Genomic DNA, 19,850 nt, shown 5'->3' with positions numbered 1-19,850 from the left:
AAGAAGTAGTAACCTAATGTATTAATAATAAATAAAATTTTATAATAATGAGTCTTACGATTAGAAAAACAAAAAAACATATTGTTTCTTTAAAAGATTTATCTCCTCAAGAAACGATAGAAATAATAAATAGAGGTGTGTCACATGTCAATAAAGAAGTGATATTGGGGAGTCAATTAAAAGGGAAAATAGTTGGGGTGTATTTTACAAAAACATCAACGAGAACAAGAACCTCTTTTTCAACTGCGGCGCTGCGGTTAGGAGCACAAATTGTAACCTATGGGCCCAATGATTTGCAATTGAATACAGGAGAAAGTATAAATGATACCATAGAAGTGCTTTCTAGAATGTTAGATGGCTTAGTGGTTAGAACTGCCGGTGACCCTAAAGTGATTAGAGCTTTTGCAAATCAAGATAAAGTCTCAATAGTAAATGCTATGACAGCTGATGAACATCCAACGCAAGCATTGGCCGATTTGACAACCATGAAACACTACTTTGGCGAGTTAGCTGGTTTAGATATAGTTTATTTGGGAGAAGGTAATAACACAGCTGTAGCATTAGCACTAGCAATAGCTAAAATACCAAATATGAGAATTAGTTTCTTTACACCTGCAAATTATGGTTTAGATCCAATGTTGTTGAAATATGTAAAAGAGATGGCAGGTAAAAGAAATACTATTATTAATGAATTTAATGATTTAAAATTTCTGCCAACTAAAGCAGATGTTGTATATACAACACGTTGGCAAACAACGGGAACTCAAAAATCAGATCCAAATTGGCGTAAATCCTTTGAACCTTTTGCTGTAACTCAGGAGTTAATGAATAAGTTTACAGATTCAATTTTTATGCATGATTTACCAGCACATAGAGGAGATGAAGTAGAAGCTGCTGTAATTGATGGAGTTAAGAGTATTGCATTTGATCAAGCTGAAAATAAAATGCATAGCGCAAAAGCTGTATTAGAATGGTGTATGCAAGGCGAAATATAATGAAATTCAAAAGAGTAAACAGAAAACGTGAAAATTAAGGAGTGATTGAAATAGCCTCTTATATGATTTACAGATAACTATTTCGTCTATAGGTATTGAATTATTTTAAGTTAGTTTAAGGCATAAAACGTTAGCATAGCCAAGCTATGATTAAGTTTTATAACGCAAAAATAGCTGCAAAAGAAATAATAGATATGTGAAATATTTATCTGTAAATCGTAGTAGGTACTATACCTACAATTATTAAATTTAAAAATAGATAAGCCTCTTGATTGAGGCTTATTTTCGTTAGTTGGAATATTAAAAACTCGTCAGGTGGGTAATACCGATTCTCAGGTAAAAATCAATAATCTTTTTGTTGTATGTATTCTTGTATTTCATTTCTAGTTTAGAATGACTAGAGGGAGCTATACAACGAGGTGAAAATAGATGGAGATTTTTTTAGAGTTTAGGGTATGTTTTTAAACGCTTATGAAATCTTTATATATTTGTGAGTGAGCTAAAAAACTGGTAATGAAGATAGAGAAAGCGTATAGAGCAGACGCAGAAAAAATAACTGAATTGACAATTCGTTCAAAGAATCATTGGAATTATGGCGCAAAACAACTTGCGGAATGGAGAGATGAATTGACCATCACAGCACGATATGTTGATGAAAACGAGGTATACAAACTAACTGTTGTTGATGAATTAGTCGGATTTTATGCCTTTCAATCTATAAACAAAAAGGACGTTAAATTGAATTTCCTGTTTATCGAACCAAAATATATTGGAAAAGGATATGGAAAAACACTAATGACCAATTTTTTGCAACGAATTACAAATATTGGATACGAAAAAGTTATTCTTGATGCCGATCCCAACGCTACAAAATTTTACCAACGAATGGGTTTTAAAGTAGTCGGAAAAATAAAAAGCTCAATTAAAGATAGGTATCTACCAATAATGGAAATGAAAATAAAGTCAGTACATCATAAAGTATAATTACTATAGATTCGAGTACATATAATTACCCCCCTGAATAGTAAGGGGCAGTGAGTCAAAATTATATAATAAGCCATAAGCTGGTTATACTAAAACTTAGAGGTAAACTTGAGAAAATCACGAATATGAAAAGCATAATAATTTATTTCACTGCTTGTCATGTTACCTATATCCTGTAATCAAAATAAAAAGGAAACTTAAAAAAACAAATGAAAAGCAAATAGAATAGACCAATTAAGATAGAAAATTTTGACTGGCTATTGGGAAAGTGGAAAAGATTAAACGATGAAGTAGGGAAAGAAACTTTTGAAAATTGGAATAAAATAAGTTTAAGCAAATATTTGGGAATCGGATTTACAATGCAAAGGGGAGATACGATTAAAAGAGAAAAATGAGTTTGATAAAAGAGAGTGAAGACCGGAAGTTAGCAGTAGAAGTTCTTGAAGAGTAACGCTAACAATATTTATGGTTGAAAGTTATAATGAAACCGAATTTACTTGTGAAAATGACTCAATTGAGTTTCCAAACAAAATAAAGTAATGGAAAGAGGGCAAAAAATTAAAAGCAACAGTTTCCAATGCTGAAATAGAAATTCCATTTGAATTTTAAAAACTGGAAGAATAAAAGTAAATGACTAACAAAAGCATAAAAACAGCTTCTTAAAATTAGTTGTTTTAATACCATTGTTTTTTTTTGGGGTAAAATAAGTCGATGATTTTTTTCTTTATAAAAAATTAAACACAGCCTTAGTTTATGGTTTTTTTTCTAATGAAGAAGAAAGGAAAAAAAGGGTGTTTTAGTATAGTAGCTTCAAATTATAAATGGCGTAAATTTTTGAGAGTAAGTGTTTTTATAATAACGATTGTATTTTATCATGTTTTTAATAAAAATATAACTCGTGATTTTGATATATTTGATAAAAATAAACGACGAACTATGCGAACACAAAAGATACCAGTGACAATAATTACAGGGTTCTTAGGATCAGGAAAGACAACCCTTATTCATCAGATAGCGAAAAATGCAAATGGAAGACGTTTAGCCATTATAGTGAATGAGTTTGGAGAATTAGGAATGGATGGTGAAATTTTAAAAGGAAACGACTGTGGTTGTGAAGAAGAAAATATTTTAGAACTGAGTAATGGGTGCTTATGTTGTACTGTTCAGGAAGAGTTTTTACCGACCATGTTAGAACTTATGGAGCGTAAAGATCAAATAGATCATATTATTATTGAAACTTCTGGACTGGCACTACCCAAACCTCTAGTGCGAGCTTTCAACTGGCCCGATTTAAAACCACAAATAACAGTTGATGCTGTGGTAACGGTTGTGGATAGTGTAGGGCAGGCAACAGGGCAGATATGTGATAGAGTAAAAGTACAAGCACAGCGCTTAGAAGATGATAGCTTGGACCATGAATCGTCTATAGAAGAATTATTTGAAGATCAATTATCATGTGCAGATCTGATTATCATGACCAAATCAGATTTGATAGATAGAGAAACCTACGAAGATGTGCGCGGAACTATTCAGAATAAAGTAGGAAACAATATTAAGTTAGTAGAAGGGGTAAAAGGAAATGTGCCAATTGATATATTATTAGGATTAGATGCCAAATCAGAAGATTTTATTGAAGAAAAACATTCACATCATGAAGTGCATCATCACGACCATGACCATGACCATGACCATGATCACGACGATACTATTAACTCTATTGTAATTGAAATTAAAGTGCCTCACCAACCAAAAGAGTTGATCAAAGCTTTAGAAGAATTAGTAGGTGAGTACCAAATATACAGAATCAAAGGAATTATTCATGTACCGGGTAAACCTATGCGTATGATTGTACAGGGTGTAGCAAATCGATTTGAAAACTATTTTGACAGAAAATGGAAAGAAGGAGAGTTACAAGCAACACAATTGGTAATCATAGGGGAGCAGCTGAAGGCAATAGAACTTCAAAAAACACTTGAAGAAAAACTAGTAGTTAACGCTTAAAAAAGATAAATCTAAAGATACATTTAGCTTTGGATAGACATTGTTTTTTTAATCTTCATAGTTGTTAATGGTTTTAACACAAAGGAAATTAGATCAAATGACGTGGAGATGTGATTATACAACCATGGAGAAATAAAGGTGATAGTCATGTAATAATAGATAAAATCTACATAAATGAAAATATATACTCGTAAAGGAGATACAGGGAAAACCGGTGTTTTTGGAGGAAAAAGAGAGCATAAAGATTCTCCAAGAATTGAATGTATAGGAACACTAGATGAGGCAAACTCAACAATTGGTTTACTACGTGCTAAATTAGGTGATGAACACCCGTGGCAAGAGAACTTACATCGAATTCAAAAAGATATGATGGATATGATGTCGCATCTTGCCCGACCATCAGATTCCAAAAAAACAAATACCAATCCTAAACACCTCGATGGAGCCGAATTTTGTGAAGTTTGGTTAGATGAATTAGAAAACAATATAAGCTCTCCTTCTGACTATTTTATACTGCCAGGAGGAAATGAAATTTCGGCATTGTGTCATGTATGTCGTACACAAATAAGAAGAGGAGAACGTACTTTGGTAACTTTAATGAGACACGATCCAGAAAGTGTTGAAGAGTACGTAATGGCATATATTAATAGATTGTCTGATTTGTTCTTTACCATGGCTCGTGCTGAAATGGATAAAAAAGGGGTCGCAGAAGAAAAATGGCAGTTGTTTTTATATAAACGAAAAAAGAAAAAAGCCGAGTAGCGTGCATACAGTATACGGAGTAGCATTAGGGCCTGGAGATCCGGAATTAGTAACCTTAAAAGCCTTACGCGTTTTACAAGCGTCAGATGTTATTTATTATCCTGGGTCTTTGTTTAAAGGAATAAAGAAAAGTTATGTACGGCCTTTGTTACAATACCATCAACTGGAAAATAAAGATCTCAGAGGGTTTTATTTAGAAATGTCCGATAACAGAGCACAGTCGGAAAAAGTCTATGTAGAAACAACACATGAGATAGAAGAACTGGTTCATATTGGTAAAAAAGTAAGCATTGTGTGCGAAGGAGATATCAGTCTATTTGCGTCTTTTTCATATGTCTTAGCAAACCTAAAGAATAAGGAAATTCCTGTTGAATTAATTCCCGGGGTAAACTCGTTCAGTCTAGGCGCTGCTAAACACCAGATTCCTTTGGGGCTACTCAATGATAAAATAGCTATAGTACCAAGAGTAAAATCATTAGAAGAAATACAAGACTATTTATCTAAATTTGACACGTTAATTTTGATGAAGGTAAAAACAAGTTGGACGCACTTTTATCGACAATTGAAGCAACAAGATTGGGAATTTTACTATTGTGAACGATTGGGAACAGCAGAAGAATTTATAACTACGAACTTAGATGCCATAACGGAGCGGGAAATCCCATATTTCTCCTTGTTAATTATAAAAAAGAAACCGAATGATTAAAGTTGTGGGGCTTGGGCCCGGACACAAAGATTATATTATACCCATGGCGGCAGAGGCTTTACGAGAAGCCACAGTTGTTATCGGGTATCATTACTATTTTCAATTTATAACACATATAATTCAACCAGATGCACTATGTATCGGAAAGGAATTAAGTGAGGAGGAAAAAAGAGCAGATATCGCTATTGGACACGCGTTAAATGGTGAAAATGTAGTAGTTATAGGTTCAGGTGATGCCAGTATTTATGCTATGGCGTCAATAGTATATCAGAAAGTAGCCGAACAACAGCTAGAGTTACCCGTAGAAACAGTTCCAGGTATTTCAGCTTTTATTACAGCAGGAAGTAAACTAGGAGCAGTGCTGGGTCATGACTTCTGCTGTATCTCATTGTCTGATTTAATGACACCTTGGGCTACTATTGAAAAAAGAATTAAAGGAGCCGCAGTTGGCGATTTTGTAACGGGCTTGTACAATCCTAAAAGTAAAAAACGATATTGGCAGCTACAAGCGTTGAAAACCATATTCTTAGCACATAGAAATGCGGAGACTCCAGTAGCTATATGTAAACAATTAGGGAGGCCAGAAGAAGCCATTACAATTACTACTTTGAGAGATTTAGAGGTAGAGGAGGTTGATATGTTTAGCGTAGTTTTGATTGGAAATAGCCAAACCTTTCGATATAAGAATCATTTAATAACTCCAAGAGGTTATTTAGATAGAAAGCCCCATACAGGTGCTGAAATTCAGCAAGCAAGTTTTCAGGAAATTGTACATAATTTACCTAAAACTAATTTAGATAAAGATGCTTTATGGGCTGCCATTCGTTGTATACATACTTCAGGAGATTTTGACTATATCAATTATGTAAATGCATCTAAAAATGCGTTTACACACTGGCATGAATATCTAAAAAATGGAGGAACGATAGTTACTGATGTTACCATGGTGCAATCTGGAATAACCAGAGCTTTTACCAGTAAGTATGGTAATAAAATTGTTTGCTTGTTGAACGATGAAGAAGCTTTAACGATAGCTAAAGAAGAAAACTTGACCCGCTCACAAGCAGGAATAAAATTAGCGGCTCGGAAGTATCCTGATGCTTTGTTTGTTGTAGGAAATGCCCCAACCGCTTTAATTGAAATTACAGATCAGGCATATGAAGGAATCATAAATCCTGCGGGTATAATAGGGGCTCCGGTTGGCTTTATCAATGTAATAGAGTCGAAAGAACGCTTGAAAATGCTTTCTAACGTTCCTTATGCATTGATAAAAGAACGACGAGGGGGCAGTAATTTTGCGGCAGCTTTGGTGAATGCAGCATTTACCTTAGATGAGGTAGAACAGTTAGCAATATAAATGATGGAAGAACAGGATAAACAACGTCAGTTTAATGAACAAGAGCAGCAACTACTAGAAGAAATTCTTATCAGTAGAAGAGATGTTCGAGGAAATAGGTTTTTGTCTCAAGAAATTGATAAAGAAACTATTAAAAGAATTGTAAGGGCAGGTTTATCGGCACCCTCAGTTGGCTTTTCTCAACCTTGGGAATTTGTTATTATTCAAGATCCAGAAACCAAGTTAGCAATTAAAGAGTCTTTTGAAGTTGAAAACGAAAAAGGAGCTAAACAGTTTCTAGATGAAAAACAAGAAGCCTATAACCAATTGAAATTAGAAGGTATAAAAGAAGCTCCGTTGAATATTGCTGTTTTTTATAAACCTAAAAACGCTCCTGTTTTAGGACAAACAAGTATGCCTGATGTGGGTCGTTATAGCGTGGTATGCGCGATCCAAAATATGTGGCTAATGGCTAGATCTTTAAATATAGGAATGGGGTGGGTAAGTATTCTGAATCCAGAAAAGGTAAAAACCATTTTAAACGCTCCTAAAACCCATGAACTCATCGGGTATTTATGTTTAGGATATACAGATATGTTTTATAAAAAGCCCGAACTAGAACTTAAAAAATGGGACGTACGTAAACAACTTGATGAGGTAATTATTGAAAATCGTTATTAGATGACTTTTTATGTATTGGGTATAGCAAATAAAATACCTCAGTTTTCAAAAGAGCAATTAGAACGAATTCAGCAAACAAAGGTGTTTAGTGGAGGCAAAAGACATTATGATTTAGTAGTTTCTTTTTTGCCCAAGAATCATCATTGGATTTCTATAGCATCACCAATGGAAGAAGTATTCTCGGCATATGAAAAAGCAACAGAGTCTATAGTGATATTTGCATCAGGAAATCCGCTTTTTTATGGAATGGCGAATACCTTGAAAACGAAATATCCACAAGCAACCATATACACATCGCCATCGTTCAGTGCAATACAGTTATTAGCGAATAAGACCAATACCAATAGCAATGATTTAATTACAGTAAGTGTACACGGAAGAACATGGAAAGCTTTCGATAAAGTTATCATGCAACAACTACCATTGATTGGTGTGTTGACTGATAAAGAAAAAAATCCAAAGACAATAGCAAAACGGTTGCTTTTATATGGTTATACCAATTACCATATGATTGTAGGTGAGGATCTTGATGGAGTAAATGAACGAATTAGAGGTCTGAGTTTGGAGGATGCTTCACACACTGATTTCTACCAATTAAATAGTATTCTTTTGCATAAAAAAGAACACAGGCCTATGTTCTTCGGCATTCCCGATAAGCAATTTATAGGATTGCCTGGACGACCTAATATGATAACTAAAATGCCTGTTAGACTTACATCGCTTCATTATTTGGATGTAGTAGGGGTTCAAACACTTTGGGATATAGGTTTTTGCACCGGATCTATAAGTATTGAAGCAAAATTAAAAAATTCTGCATTAGAAGTAATAGCTTTTGAAAAAAGATCAGAATGCCGCGCGATTTTAGAACAAAATACTCAACGTTTTGGTGTTCTTGGAGTTCAAGCAGTGATGGGAGATATTTTTAACAAGGATCTTTCCACTTATCCTTTGCCCGAAGCTGTTTTTATTGGAGGTCATGGAGGAAAGTTGTCAGAATTACTTAAAAACTTAGCGATGGTACTAAAACCTAAAACAATCATAGTGATTAATGCGGTGAAAAAAGAAAGTATTTTAGCTTTTGAAGAGGCATGTAAAAACTATGGTTTTACGATTTCAGAAAAAACAAATATAACAGTAGATTTGCATAATCCTATACGTATTATAAAAGCAATCAAACAATAACGATGTAACGAAATGTTAGACAAAGTACACAAAGTAGCAATCGTAAATTTCACAGATAATGGGTTGGCGATTGCAGACTTATTACAAAAGGAGTTTTATCGAAGCAAAATTTTTTCAACAAGAAACCTTCATGAAACCAAAGACTCCAAAAAAATTGATTCTGTAAGTGAGTTAATGGAAAAGAGTTTTCAAAAATTTGATGCTTGGATATTTATTGGAGCTTTAGGAATTTGTGTTCGTAGTATAGCTCCTCATATAAAAGATAAAAAAACAGACCCAGCTGTGATCAATATTGATGATCAGGCAGTCTTTGTACAATCAGTACTAAGTGGTCATATCGGCAAGGCCAATGAACTAACCAAGCAAGTGAGTAGAATATTACAAGCACAGGCAGTTATTTCGACATCGAGTGATGTACAAAACTTATGGAGCCTGGATACCTTGGCAACAACCTTTGGTTGGAAAGAAAGAAAGATCATTTCAACAAATGAGATGATATCACTATTTGTAAATAGAAAACCAACGGCGTTAGTGTTGAAGGTATCTGACAAGGGAACAGAGACTCTTGAAAAATCATGTCCAGATTTTGTGACGATATACCGCAGTTTGAAAGAGGTAGACCTAGCTAAATACGAGCTATTACTGTATGTTGGATACGAATCAATCAATTGTTCTATACCAACTTGGTCATTTTATCCACCTTGTATCGCTTTAGGAAGTGGCTGTGCTAAAGATATCGAACCTTCTTTGTTGATCATGGGAATTCAGGAAGAATTGTCTAAACAAGAAATAGCTCTAGAAAGTGTATATGCTATAGGTTCAGCTGATATCAAAGAACAGGAACAGGCGTATCTCGATTTTGCGCAACAATGTGAAATCCCTTTTATAACCTATAATGGAGAAGAATTAAATACAATTACGGTTCCGAATCCATCTGAAACAGTAAAAGCTAAAGTAGGTGTGTATGGGGTAGCAGAAGCTTCTTCGGCATTAATAGCAGGGGCAAGCCAATGGTTGGTAGAAAAGACAAAGGTAACCACCACATCGGGTAAAAAATTCACCTATGCATTGTCCATTGCATCAGCATACCAGCGAAAATCTATAATTGCTATTGTGGGAGCAGGATCAGGAGATCCTGAGTACCTTACTCTAAAAGGACGCCATTTATTGGAAGAAGCAGACTGTATTTTATATGCAGGTAGCTTGGTGCCTGAAGAGTTAACACATATGGCGAAAGAAGGAGCCTTAGTTCGTAATTCAGCCTCGATGACTCTTGAAGAACAAATGAATATAATAGATTCATTTTATAAGCAAGGAAAGAAGATTGTGCGTTTGCATTCAGGAGACCCTTCTATATACGGAGCCATTCAAGAACAAATGACCATTTTTGATGCAAAAGGATACGACTATTTTATAGTGCCAGGAATATCGTCATTTCAGGCAGCTGCGGCACATCTAAAATCGGAGTTTACCATTCCAGAAGTAGCACAAACCATTATTTTAACTAGAGGAGAAGGCAATACACCGACACCAGAACATGAAAACATTGTTGATATGGCCAAATTAAGAGCCACGATGTGTATATTTTTGAGTGCGGGAATAGCGAAAAAAATGCAAGCAGAATTACTAGAACATTATCCACCAGAAACACCTTTGGCGGTATTGTACAGAGTGAGTTGGAAGGATGAGCAGGTTTGGACAGGAAAATTGACCGAATTAACACAAATTATAAAAGACAATAAATTAACTAGAACGGTATTGATTGTGGTAGGAGAGGCAGTTGGTGCAAGAAAAAACAGATCGTGGTTATATGATGATAATTGGCATCATATTTTTAGAAAAAAACAAAAAGTAACAAATAATTGATAAAATGATTTTAGTTTTTGGTGGAACAACGGAAGGAAAATTAATAGCGAGCATTTTGGATTCTCACAATGTAGGTTATACCTATTCCACTAAAACAACCATCCCTTTTCAAGGTAGCGGGAGTTATATTTCCGGAGCGATGACCAAAGCGTTACTAGAAGATTTTTGTACCAAACACAAAGTAACTCATATAATAAATGCCGCACATCCTTTTGCGGAAGAGTTACATGAAACTATTATCAAAGCTGAGGTGTCTATTCCAAAAATTCGGTTTGAAAGAAATTTCCCCGAACGAACAGCGCATAAGTTGGTGACCTATGTGAAGAGCTATAGTGAGGCTATTTCGTATTTTGAAGCAAAAAATTATCAAAAATTACTAGCTTTATCAGGAGTACAGACCATTCAAAAATTAACACCCTACTGGTCTGAATATATCGCTTGGTTTCGGATTTTAGATAGACCGTCGTCGAGGAGAATAGCGAACAAAGCAAAATTTCCAGAAAAACAATTATTATTTGGCTTTCCCCAGCAGGTAAAAGAAGAAATAGAATTGATAAGAACCTATGCTCCAGATGTAATTTTAACCAAAGAAAGTGGTAGTAATGGTAAGTTAGAACAAAAGATTGAAGCTGCTATTAAAACAGAAACGCCGATAGTTATTATAGCAAAGCCTTTACTGTCTGAGGCTTATAGGTGTATACATACTGAATTAGAACTTTTAGAACAGTTAATCTAAATTAAAGTGAGCGATTTACAAGAAATACCTGACAAGCCCTTACGAAGAGGGTATACAACTGGAGCTTGTGCAACAGCTTGTACGAAAGCTGCTTTGCTCTCATTGATTACCCGAAAAAAATCAACCTCAATTTCCATAATTTTACCCATTGGTGAAAGTGTAACATTTACACTGATTTCATGCGTTATAGAGAAAGAAATATGTAGTTGTACGGTAATAAAAGATGCTGGTGATGATCCAGATGTAACTAACAAAGCAGTAATAACAGCAACCGTTTCATTAAATAATACTGGAGAGATTCTTTTTAAAAGAGGAGAAGGAGTTGGACTAGTAACCTTACCTGGCTTGGAAATACCAGTTGGAGAACCGGCTATCAACCCAGTGCCGAGAAAAATGATGCGAACGGTTTGTCAAAAATTATTGGCAACCTATAACTTGGAAAAAAACGGAGTAACGATCGAAATTTCTGTTAAAAATGGAGCGGAATTAGCGAAACGAACGTTAAATAGTCGCTTAGGAATTATTGGAGGGATTTCTATTTTAGGAACCACAGGAATTGTAACGCCATTTTCTGCCGCATCATATATTGCGAGTATTCAACAAGGCATTGAAGTGGCTGTTGCAAATGGAAACAAATCATTGCTTATAAATTCGGGAGGTAGAAGTGAAAAAGCACTAAAAAGAATAGTGTCCTCTGTGACTGAAACTGCATGCATTCATTACGGAAATTGGATTCAGGAAACTTTCGAAAAAATTAATCAAACACCTCAAATTACGCATGTTTTTATGGGGATCATGCTTGGGAAAGCTGCAAAATTAGCACAAGGGCATACAAATACACATAGTAATAAAACAACTTGGAACAAAGAATTTATATATCAGTTGGCCATAGAAGCAGGCTATTTAGAGGAAACAGCGAGTAAGGTTTTAAACCTAAATATGGCTGGTAGATTGCGAGAAATTTTTACTTTTGGGGCAGAGGAACCTTTTTATCAAATGCTGCTTCGAAAGTGTTTCGAACATTGCCATAAAATAGCTCCTGATGTAACAATTAAGTTGTATTTAATTAATAACAATAACGAAACTATACTTTACAAAAAACAATGAACTTTTTAAATTTAACGAGACCACTTATTGCAGGAATACTACATTCTTTTGAACCAGATCATATATCTGCCGTATCAGTATTAGCAGCCGACAATGCCGTTAAAAAGAAAAAGGTAACCATGAAAACGGTATTTACCGCATCTCAATGGGCTTTTGGACATTCTGTAACCTTATTACTCTTTGGAGGAATTGCTCTTTTATTTAGATCGATCTTGTTGTCTTTTGTTGAAAATATTTCTCTTTTCGCAGAATTAATCGTAGGACCTATTATGATCTGGCTAGGAGTAGCTGCCATTAAAAGAAACCATAAATTAAAATCCTTAATGGCTGATCATAAGAAAATAGAAGAGCATGAGCACGATGCTAATAACGTATTTCACCTACATGGAAAATCTGGAGAAGAGATTGCTATGAACCCAATCAATAAATCTTTTTGGGTTGGAATGGTACATGGTTTGGCAGGTACGGGAGGGGCGTTAACGTCAGCACTGATAATAAGTGCAAGTACGGTAACAGAAGCTATTTGGATTTTGGTAGTGGAGTCTATTGGAGTAATTTTAGCCATGGCGGTTTATAGTTATGTACTTATTTTTACGATGAGCCGATTTATTGAACGCAATATGTCAATTTTTAAATGGTTAAATGCATTTGTAGGAATCATCTCTATTGTGGTTGGAACACTATTGTTATACAAAACGTTAACTCAATTGTAGTATGCAGAAGAAAATTAACTTCCCGTTTACAGCAATTGTTGGACAAGATGATTTTAAGCGCTGTCTGATATTCAATATTATTGATCCCACCATCGGTGGTGTTTTAGCAACAGGTGATAAAGGAACAGGGAAAACAACAACAGTAAGAGCGTTAAGTCAATTGATGGGAGAGACCTTTCCTTTTGTGAATTTACCAATAGGAGCCACAGAAGATAGAGTCTTAGGAAGTGTTAATTTGGAAGTACTGTTGAAAGATAAACTAACACTGATTGATAAAGGGCTGTTGGCAAAATCACATGGCGGATTCTTATATATAGATGAAATTAATTTATTAAATGAATACTTAATGGATGTGTTGCTTGATGCATCTGCATCTGGAGGGTATTTTTTGGAACGAGAGGGAATTTCCCAGTGGTTGGAGAGTAAATTTTGTTTAGTGGGAACCATGAATCCTGAAGAGGGAGCACTACGTCCACAACTATTGGATAGATTCGGATTAAATGTTGTAGTGACAACACCCAAAGAGATTCAAAAACGAAAGGAAATTGCCAATGGAAGACTTACTTTTGACACAGATCCAAAATTTTTTTATCAAGAATACGAACAAGAAGAATTGCTTCTCAAAGAACATATAGTAAAAGCAAAAGAAAGTTTGCATGGGATCGTTTTAACAGATACAATAAAAAATATGTGTGCTCAATTGACCCTAGATAATCAGGTGGAAGGAATGCGTGCTGACATTTTACTACTAAAAACAGCAAGAGCGTATGCAGCCTATTTAGGAGAGAAAGAAGTTACGAGGGAGATGGTAACATACATTGCTCCATTTGTGTTGCAACACAGAGCAAAAGAATACAATCCGCCATCTGAGAATAACACTTCAAATGATGATCATAACGACCATCAAAACGAACCAGAAGATCAAAATAACGAAACAAAAAAAGAAGGAGGTTTACAGTTCCAATTACCAGAGGATGTAAAGAAAGAACTAAAATTTAATGTGACTTCTATAAAAAAAAAAGAAGTTGAGTTAAAAGTTAGTAACAAAATACAAAAAGATTTTTTTCCTACGGTACATGATAAATCATTGGCTGTTTTCAAAACTGTAAAACAATACCTAACTACTCAAAAAGCAATACCGGTATATGAGTATCAATCAACCAAGAAAACAGTGCATATTGTGTTTTTGGTAGATACGAGTACTTCTATGGCTAAGGGAAAACAGATGGCATATTTAAAAGGAATTATCCAAAAAACATTGAAAGCACATCCCCTAAAAAAAATTAAATACGCTATCGTAACCTTATCGGAAAATTCTTCGAGGATAACACAGCCTTTTACAACTAATATCAGTGCAATTTTAGAAACTAGCTACCAATTAAAAACACAAGGAAAGACAAATTTAAAAGACGCATTTAGAAAAGTAGCAGAGTTGCTAAAGTCAATAAATAAAAAATCTGTACAGCTATTTGTTTTTACGGACGGTAGAGCAAACACAGGAGCTAAAAACCCGTTTGCAGCAGCGGTGCAGACCTACAAAATGCACTTAGCAGGATTAAAACACACCACAGTGGTAGATACGGAAACGAGTTTTGTTAAATTGAGAAAAGCCAAACAATTGGCAGAGCAATTACACTTAAGGTACGTATCCTTAGATTCATTAAACTCATAATCTAATGAAAAACAAATTTTTAATAGCTGCACCTTGGAGTAACTCTGGTAAAACAACCGTCACTCTAGGTTTATTGAGGTACCTTAAAAATAAAGGGTATAGCGTGCAACCATTCAAATGTGGTCCTGATTATATTGATACCATGCATCATGGTACTGCCGCTGGAATTTCTAGTATAAATCTAGACTCCATAATGATGTCTGACACTCATTTAAATCAGGTGTTTACTAAGTACAGTGATAAAGCCGATATAAGTATCGTCGAAGGAGTAATGGGGTTGTTTGACGGCGCGGTAAAAGATAAGGGAAGCTCTGCTGAGATTGCTAAAAAGTTGAATATCCCAATAATTTTAGTAGTAAATGCTAAGGCAATGGCATATACAGTAGCCCCTATTTTACATGGCTTGAAGACTTTTGACCCAGAGATTACCATTGCAGGAGTACTCTTTAATTTTGTAAGAACAGATTCTCATTATGCGTTTTTAAAAGAAGCTTGTGAAAAGGTAGGAATAACAAGTTTAGGTTATTTACCACCTAATGAAGCAATAGAGATCCCATCAAGACATTTAGGGTTGCATATAGATAAAAGTTTTGAAGAAGTAATACATCAAGCCTCAAATCATGTCGGTAACCACATCAATATTGCAACATTACTTAACCGTACTAAAAACGCAAGAGTTAATTCTAATGATAATGAGAGCTATACAAGTAACTCGTTGATGAAATCGTGTAAAATAGCTGTAGCAAAAGATGAAGCTTTTAACTTTACATATAGTGAAAACATACAATACTTAAAACAATTAGGTGAAGTGGTTTTATTTAGTCCGTTGCGAGATGACGACCTTCCAGAGGCTGATATAATATATCTAGCAGGTGGATATCCTGAGTTATATTTAGAAAAGCTATCAGCCAATAAAAAGATGCTTATCGCTATTAAAAATGCTGCTGATAATGGAACACAAATATTGGCAGAATGTGGGGGGATGATGTATTTGGGTAAAAGTATTATAAATGAAAAAAAAGAAGAATACTCTATGGCTCAAGTGTTTGAGTTTAGTACAACGATGGAGCATAAAAAATTACAACTGGGATATCGTAAAGTACTGTTTAATGACTATGAACTATGGGGGCACGAATTTCATTATTCTAAAATTTTAAATGATGAAAAAGAAGGGGCAAATATTACCGTTTTAACGGCACGAAACAAGGAAATAAAGACCAGAATATACCAATACAAAAATGTATTGGCAAGTTATATTCATTTTTACTGGGGAGAAGGAAATTTTAATTGGCTCATAAAACCAGAAAAAAAATGGAAAACTAAGAAAAAGCCAGTAACTGAATAACTGATCCAATTATGCATTTAATAGCTACAATTCCGGGAGGATGGAATCCTGATGACGACGGAGTTTTTTATATAGAACAGAAACCAGGAGATATTGTTTTTCTAAGCGCAAGTGATACAGAAATTCATACGATGAATGAAGCGTATAAAGAAGTATATGCTGAAAACACGAACGCTCTTCCTAGTATAAGGATGACTAATTTGGTTTACTTAAAACAAGAACTGACGATTGATACCTATATAGAAGACGTACTAGAAAAAGCAAAAGTTATTATATGCAGTTTATTGGGCGGAATGAGTTATTACCAATATTTGGTTGAATCTCTGATAGAACTACAAGAAAAAACCGATTGTGTTTTGTTACTTATACCAGCTCATGAGCCAGATTATGAGTTAATGAAACGGTCTTCTGAATCATTGAATGTAGTTCATCAATGCAGACGATACCTTCAAGAAGGAGGTAAAGAAAATACGATTTCATTACTTTATTATCTATATGAGAACTTTTTTGACATACCCTCAGAAATCGATGTGCCAAAAGCTTACGATCATCTGTTTTTATATACCACGAAACAAGGAATTGTAAGTCAGAAAGAGTTGGAATCGGCACTAGATAAAACTCAAAAAAATGCACTTATTTTAGCTTATAGAGCTCATTATTTAGCTAATAATTTAGACCCGATTATTGAATTGAGTAAGAGTTTACAAGCACAACAATTAAATCCAATTGTTTTGTTTGTGAATAATTTGCGAGATCAAGAAGTATTGATGGAGGTAGAAAAAATGATAACATATGATAAGCAACGTACTATTGACGTTATTTTGAATACTACAGGATTTACCATTAAGCCAACGGATGATGAAGGTTTTATTTTTGAAAACCTTAATGTCCCAGTGTTACAGGCTATTTTTTCTACGAGTAATAAACAAGTTTGGAAAGAAGGATTGTTTGGATTACCACCTACAGATATCGCTATGAATATCGCCTTGCCAGAAATAGATGGCCGTATTATAGGTAAAGCCGTTTCTTTTAAAAAGGAGATTGCCAAAGATCCATTAACGGATAGTTCGATTATAAAATATGAAGCCTATACCCCGGCATGCGATTTTATGGCAGCATTAGCCAATAATTGGGTAAGCTTACAAAAAAAGAATAACACTGATAAAAAGGTAGCAATCATACTACCCAATTACCCTAATAAAGATAGTAGATTAGCCAATGGGGTAGGATTAGATACCCCTGAGAGTTGTATCAGGGTATTGCAAGCTATGAAAAAAAAAGGGTATAACCTTGGAAATCAGTTACCTCAAAGTGGTACGGAGTTAATGCATTGGTTAACTCAAATGACAACGAATGATGTTAGTACGGTACAAACTCGTCCGCATGCAGTAGTTTATTCTAAACGTGATTTTGATATAAAATTCGGTACTTTAGCAAGTACTTTACAGGAGAAGATTAGAGTACAATGGGGAAGAATGGAAGATGATCCATATTATAATGGAGAAGGGTTTATCGTGCCCGGTTTTATACTGGGAAATATTTTTGTGAGCATCCAACCTTCAAGAGGTTATAATCAAGATCCACAAGCTATTTACCATTCACCAGATTTAGCACCTACTTATCAATATTTAGCATATTACTTTTGGCTTCAAGATACATTTAACGTTGACGCGGTGATTCATTTAGGAAAGCATGGAAATCTAGAATGGCTTCCAGGTAAAAGTGTATCTCTTGATGAAACATCGTGTTATCCTGCCGCAATTTTTGGTCCATTACCTCATTTTTATCCTTTTATAATCAATGATCCTGGTGAGGGAACTCAAGCGAAAAGGAGAACACAAGCGGTAATTATTGACCACTTAATTCCACCAATGACACGTGCGGAGAATTTTGGAAATCTTTTAAAGCTTGAACATTTAGTAGATGAATACTATGAGGCATCTACTTTAGATATTAAAAGAGCAAGAGTACTTGAAAAAGAAATTGCCACTTTAGTAAAAGAGGCTCAATTGAATGTTGATTTGGGCATTAATTCTGATGATGTAGATGAGCTGCTGGTTAAGTTAGATGGGTATTTGTGTGAATTAAAAGAAGCGCAAATTCGTGATGGCCTTCATATTTTTGGTACATCTCCTCAAAATGAGCAACTGATTGATTTGTTAATAGCATTGCATAGATCAGGCTCTTTTCAAACAAAAGGAATCACGCAGGCACTAGCTATAGATTTTGGAATTGAAGATACTATTTTGACATTAGATTATGGAGAGGCTATGAATGTTTGTATTCATGAGCATTCTTGTAAAACAGTTGGACAAGTAATAGCTGTTTTAGAAGATCTGAGCAAGAAGTTCCTCATCCAATATCTTGAGGAGAATAGACTAGAGGAAACCTATCCAGAACTGAATAGAGTTTTAACGCTTATAAAAACGAAAACCCTAGTTGCAGTGGAACAAACCACAGATGAAATCACTTATTTATTACAAGGTTTAAATGGGCTGTATGTCCCTTCCGGGCCTTCAGGAGCTCCAACGCGAGGACGGGTAGATTTGTTACCAACTGGAAGAAATTTTTATTCGGTAGATGTAAGAACAGTCCCAACAGAAACTGCGTATCGATTAGGAGAAAAAAGTGCACAACTTATTATAGAACGTTATTTACAAGAACATGGAGATTATCCAGAAACTATTGGTATTTCGGTTTGGGGAACTGCTACAATGCGAACTGGAGGTGATGATATTGCACAAGCGTTAGCGTTAATGGGGGTGAGGCCTATATGGAAAAGTTTAAACCGAAGAGTAACTGATTTTGAAGTGATTCCTATCGTAAAATTAGGTAGACCACGAGTAGATGTAACGCTGAGAATATCTGGTTTCTTTAGAGATGCATTTCCAGATGTTATTAATTTGTTCAATGCTGCAGTAAAAAAAGTAGCGATGCAAGAAGAGCCAGAAGAAGACAATCCTATTCGTAAGAGATTCTTAAAAGAAACCCAAACATGGAAAGAAAAGGGCTTGGCTAAAGATGAGAGTGTACAAAGAGCCTTGTATAGAGTTTTTGGTTCCAAACCTGGCTCTTACGGAGCGGGATTGCAAGGGGTTATTGATGAGAAAAATTGGGAAACGCAAGAAGATCTAGCTAACGTTTATATTAATTGGAGTGGTTATGCCTATGGAAGTTCAAAACAAGGAGTATCGGCTCATGAAGCATTTCAGTATCGTTTGAAAGACATGCAAGTAGTGATGCAAAATCAAGATAATAGAGAACATGATATTTTAGATAGTGATGATTACTACCAGTTTCAGGGAGGATTGGCAAACGCAGTGAAAACTATAAGTAAGAAAGATCCTGAAATTTATTTTGGAGATCATTCACGTCCTGAAACACCAAAAGTAAAAACATTAAAAGAAGAATTATTGAAAGTGTTTAGATCAAGAGTTATTAATCCGAAATGGATTGCAGGTGTGCAACGTCATGGTTATAAAGGTGCTTTTGAAATGTCAGCTACCTTAGACTATTTGTTCGCCTATGATGCTACCACAAATTTGGTTGATGATTTTATGTATGAAGGAATCACAGAAACGTATTTACTAGATGAACAGAATAAAGCATTCATCAAACAACATAATCCTTGGGCATTAAAAGATATGAGTGAACGTTTGTTAGAAGCCATACAACGAGGTATGTGGAAAACCCCTTCAGAAGAAATTAAACAACGATTAGAAGCGCTATTTATAGAGGGTGAGGGAGTGGTTGAGTAAAGAAGG

15 protein-coding genes are annotated in these 19,850 nt (G+C 34.9%); all 15 read left to right on the top strand.

All coding sequences use genetic code 11. The features are described from left to right. Positions 1–47 precede the first annotated feature (47 nt). The 15 genes from AC2TDS_RS06495 to cobN all read left to right on the top strand — a co-directional run bounded on the left by AC2TDS_RS06495 (position 48) and on the right by cobN (position 19,844). Positions 48–995, top strand: a complete 948-nt coding sequence (locus AC2TDS_RS06495; RefSeq protein WP_484738292.1) for an ornithine carbamoyltransferase — start codon at positions 48–50, stop codon at positions 993–995. Positions 996–1,508: 513 nt separating this feature from the next. Then, on the top strand, positions 1,509–1,979 hold the full coding sequence (locus AC2TDS_RS06490; RefSeq protein ID WP_484738291.1) for a GNAT family N-acetyltransferase: 471 nt from the start codon (positions 1,509–1,511) through the stop codon (positions 1,977–1,979). Positions 1,980–2,915: 936 nt separating this feature from the next. Beyond that, the gene (gene cobW / locus AC2TDS_RS06485) at positions 2,916–3,980 is read left to right on the top strand and encodes a cobalamin biosynthesis protein CobW (protein ID WP_484738290.1); all 1,065 of its coding nucleotides are present in this window, start codon (positions 2,916–2,918) and stop codon (positions 3,978–3,980) included. Between the two features lie 174 nt (positions 3,981–4,154). Further along, positions 4,155–4,742, top strand: a complete 588-nt coding sequence (locus AC2TDS_RS06480) for a cob(I)yrinic acid a,c-diamide adenosyltransferase (RefSeq protein WP_484738289.1) — start codon at positions 4,155–4,157, stop codon at positions 4,740–4,742. 1 nt (position 4,743) lies between these two features. After that, a complete protein-coding gene (gene cobI, locus AC2TDS_RS06475) occupies positions 4,744–5,448 on the top strand; it encodes a precorrin-2 C(20)-methyltransferase (RefSeq protein ID WP_484738288.1) in 705 nt (234 codons plus the stop codon). Then, the gene (gene cobJ / locus AC2TDS_RS06470) at positions 5,441–6,805 is read left to right on the top strand and encodes a precorrin-3B C(17)-methyltransferase (protein ID WP_484738287.1); all 1,365 of its coding nucleotides are present in this window, start codon (positions 5,441–5,443) and stop codon (positions 6,803–6,805) included. The genes cobI and cobJ overlap by 8 nt, the downstream gene beginning before the upstream one ends. Further along, positions 6,806–7,465 carry a 5,6-dimethylbenzimidazole synthase gene (gene bluB / locus AC2TDS_RS06465; RefSeq protein WP_484738286.1) on the top strand — a complete coding sequence of 220 codons (660 nt, stop codon included), beginning with the start codon at positions 6,806–6,808 and terminating at the stop codon, positions 7,463–7,465. It abuts the gene before it with no gap. After that, the gene (cbiE, locus tag AC2TDS_RS06460; protein ID WP_484738285.1) at positions 7,466–8,647 is read left to right on the top strand and encodes a precorrin-6y C5,15-methyltransferase (decarboxylating) subunit CbiE; all 1,182 of its coding nucleotides are present in this window, start codon (positions 7,466–7,468) and stop codon (positions 8,645–8,647) included. A gap of 12 nt (positions 8,648–8,659) precedes the next feature. Continuing rightward, positions 8,660–10,513: a precorrin-4 C(11)-methyltransferase gene (gene cobM, locus AC2TDS_RS06455; RefSeq protein WP_484738284.1), complete on the top strand. Its 1,854-nt coding sequence runs from the start codon at positions 8,660–8,662 to the stop codon at positions 10,511–10,513. A gap of 4 nt (positions 10,514–10,517) precedes the next feature. Beyond that, positions 10,518–11,249, top strand: a complete 732-nt coding sequence (locus tag AC2TDS_RS06450; RefSeq protein WP_484738283.1) for a precorrin-6A/cobalt-precorrin-6A reductase — start codon at positions 10,518–10,520, stop codon at positions 11,247–11,249. A 6-nt stretch (positions 11,250–11,255) separates the two neighbouring features. Then, a complete protein-coding gene (locus AC2TDS_RS06445) occupies positions 11,256–12,356 on the top strand; it encodes a cobalt-precorrin-5B (C(1))-methyltransferase (protein WP_484738282.1) in 1,101 nt (366 codons plus the stop codon). Further along, a complete protein-coding gene (locus AC2TDS_RS06440) occupies positions 12,353–13,069 on the top strand; it encodes a hypothetical protein (RefSeq protein WP_484738281.1) in 717 nt (238 codons plus the stop codon). Before AC2TDS_RS06445 ends, AC2TDS_RS06440 begins: the two co-directional genes overlap by 4 nt. Before the next feature lies 1 nt (position 13,070). Continuing rightward, positions 13,071–14,741: a VWA domain-containing protein gene (locus tag AC2TDS_RS06435; protein WP_484738280.1), complete on the top strand. Its 1,671-nt coding sequence runs from the start codon at positions 13,071–13,073 to the stop codon at positions 14,739–14,741. 4 nt (positions 14,742–14,745) lie between these two features. Further along, a complete protein-coding gene (locus tag AC2TDS_RS06430) occupies positions 14,746–16,086 on the top strand; it encodes a cobyrinic acid a,c-diamide synthase CobB (protein WP_484738279.1) in 1,341 nt (446 codons plus the stop codon). Between the two features lie 11 nt (positions 16,087–16,097). Next, positions 16,098–19,844 carry a cobaltochelatase subunit CobN gene (gene cobN, locus AC2TDS_RS06425; RefSeq protein WP_484738278.1) on the top strand — a complete coding sequence of 1,249 codons (3,747 nt, stop codon included), beginning with the start codon at positions 16,098–16,100 and terminating at the stop codon, positions 19,842–19,844. The last annotated feature ends 6 nt before the right edge of the window (positions 19,845–19,850 follow it).

The organism is Tenacibaculum profundicola (assembly GCF_057220795.1).
The sequence above is the reverse complement of the archived record's forward strand: the minus strand, read 5'-3'. Positions and strand labels throughout refer to the sequence as shown.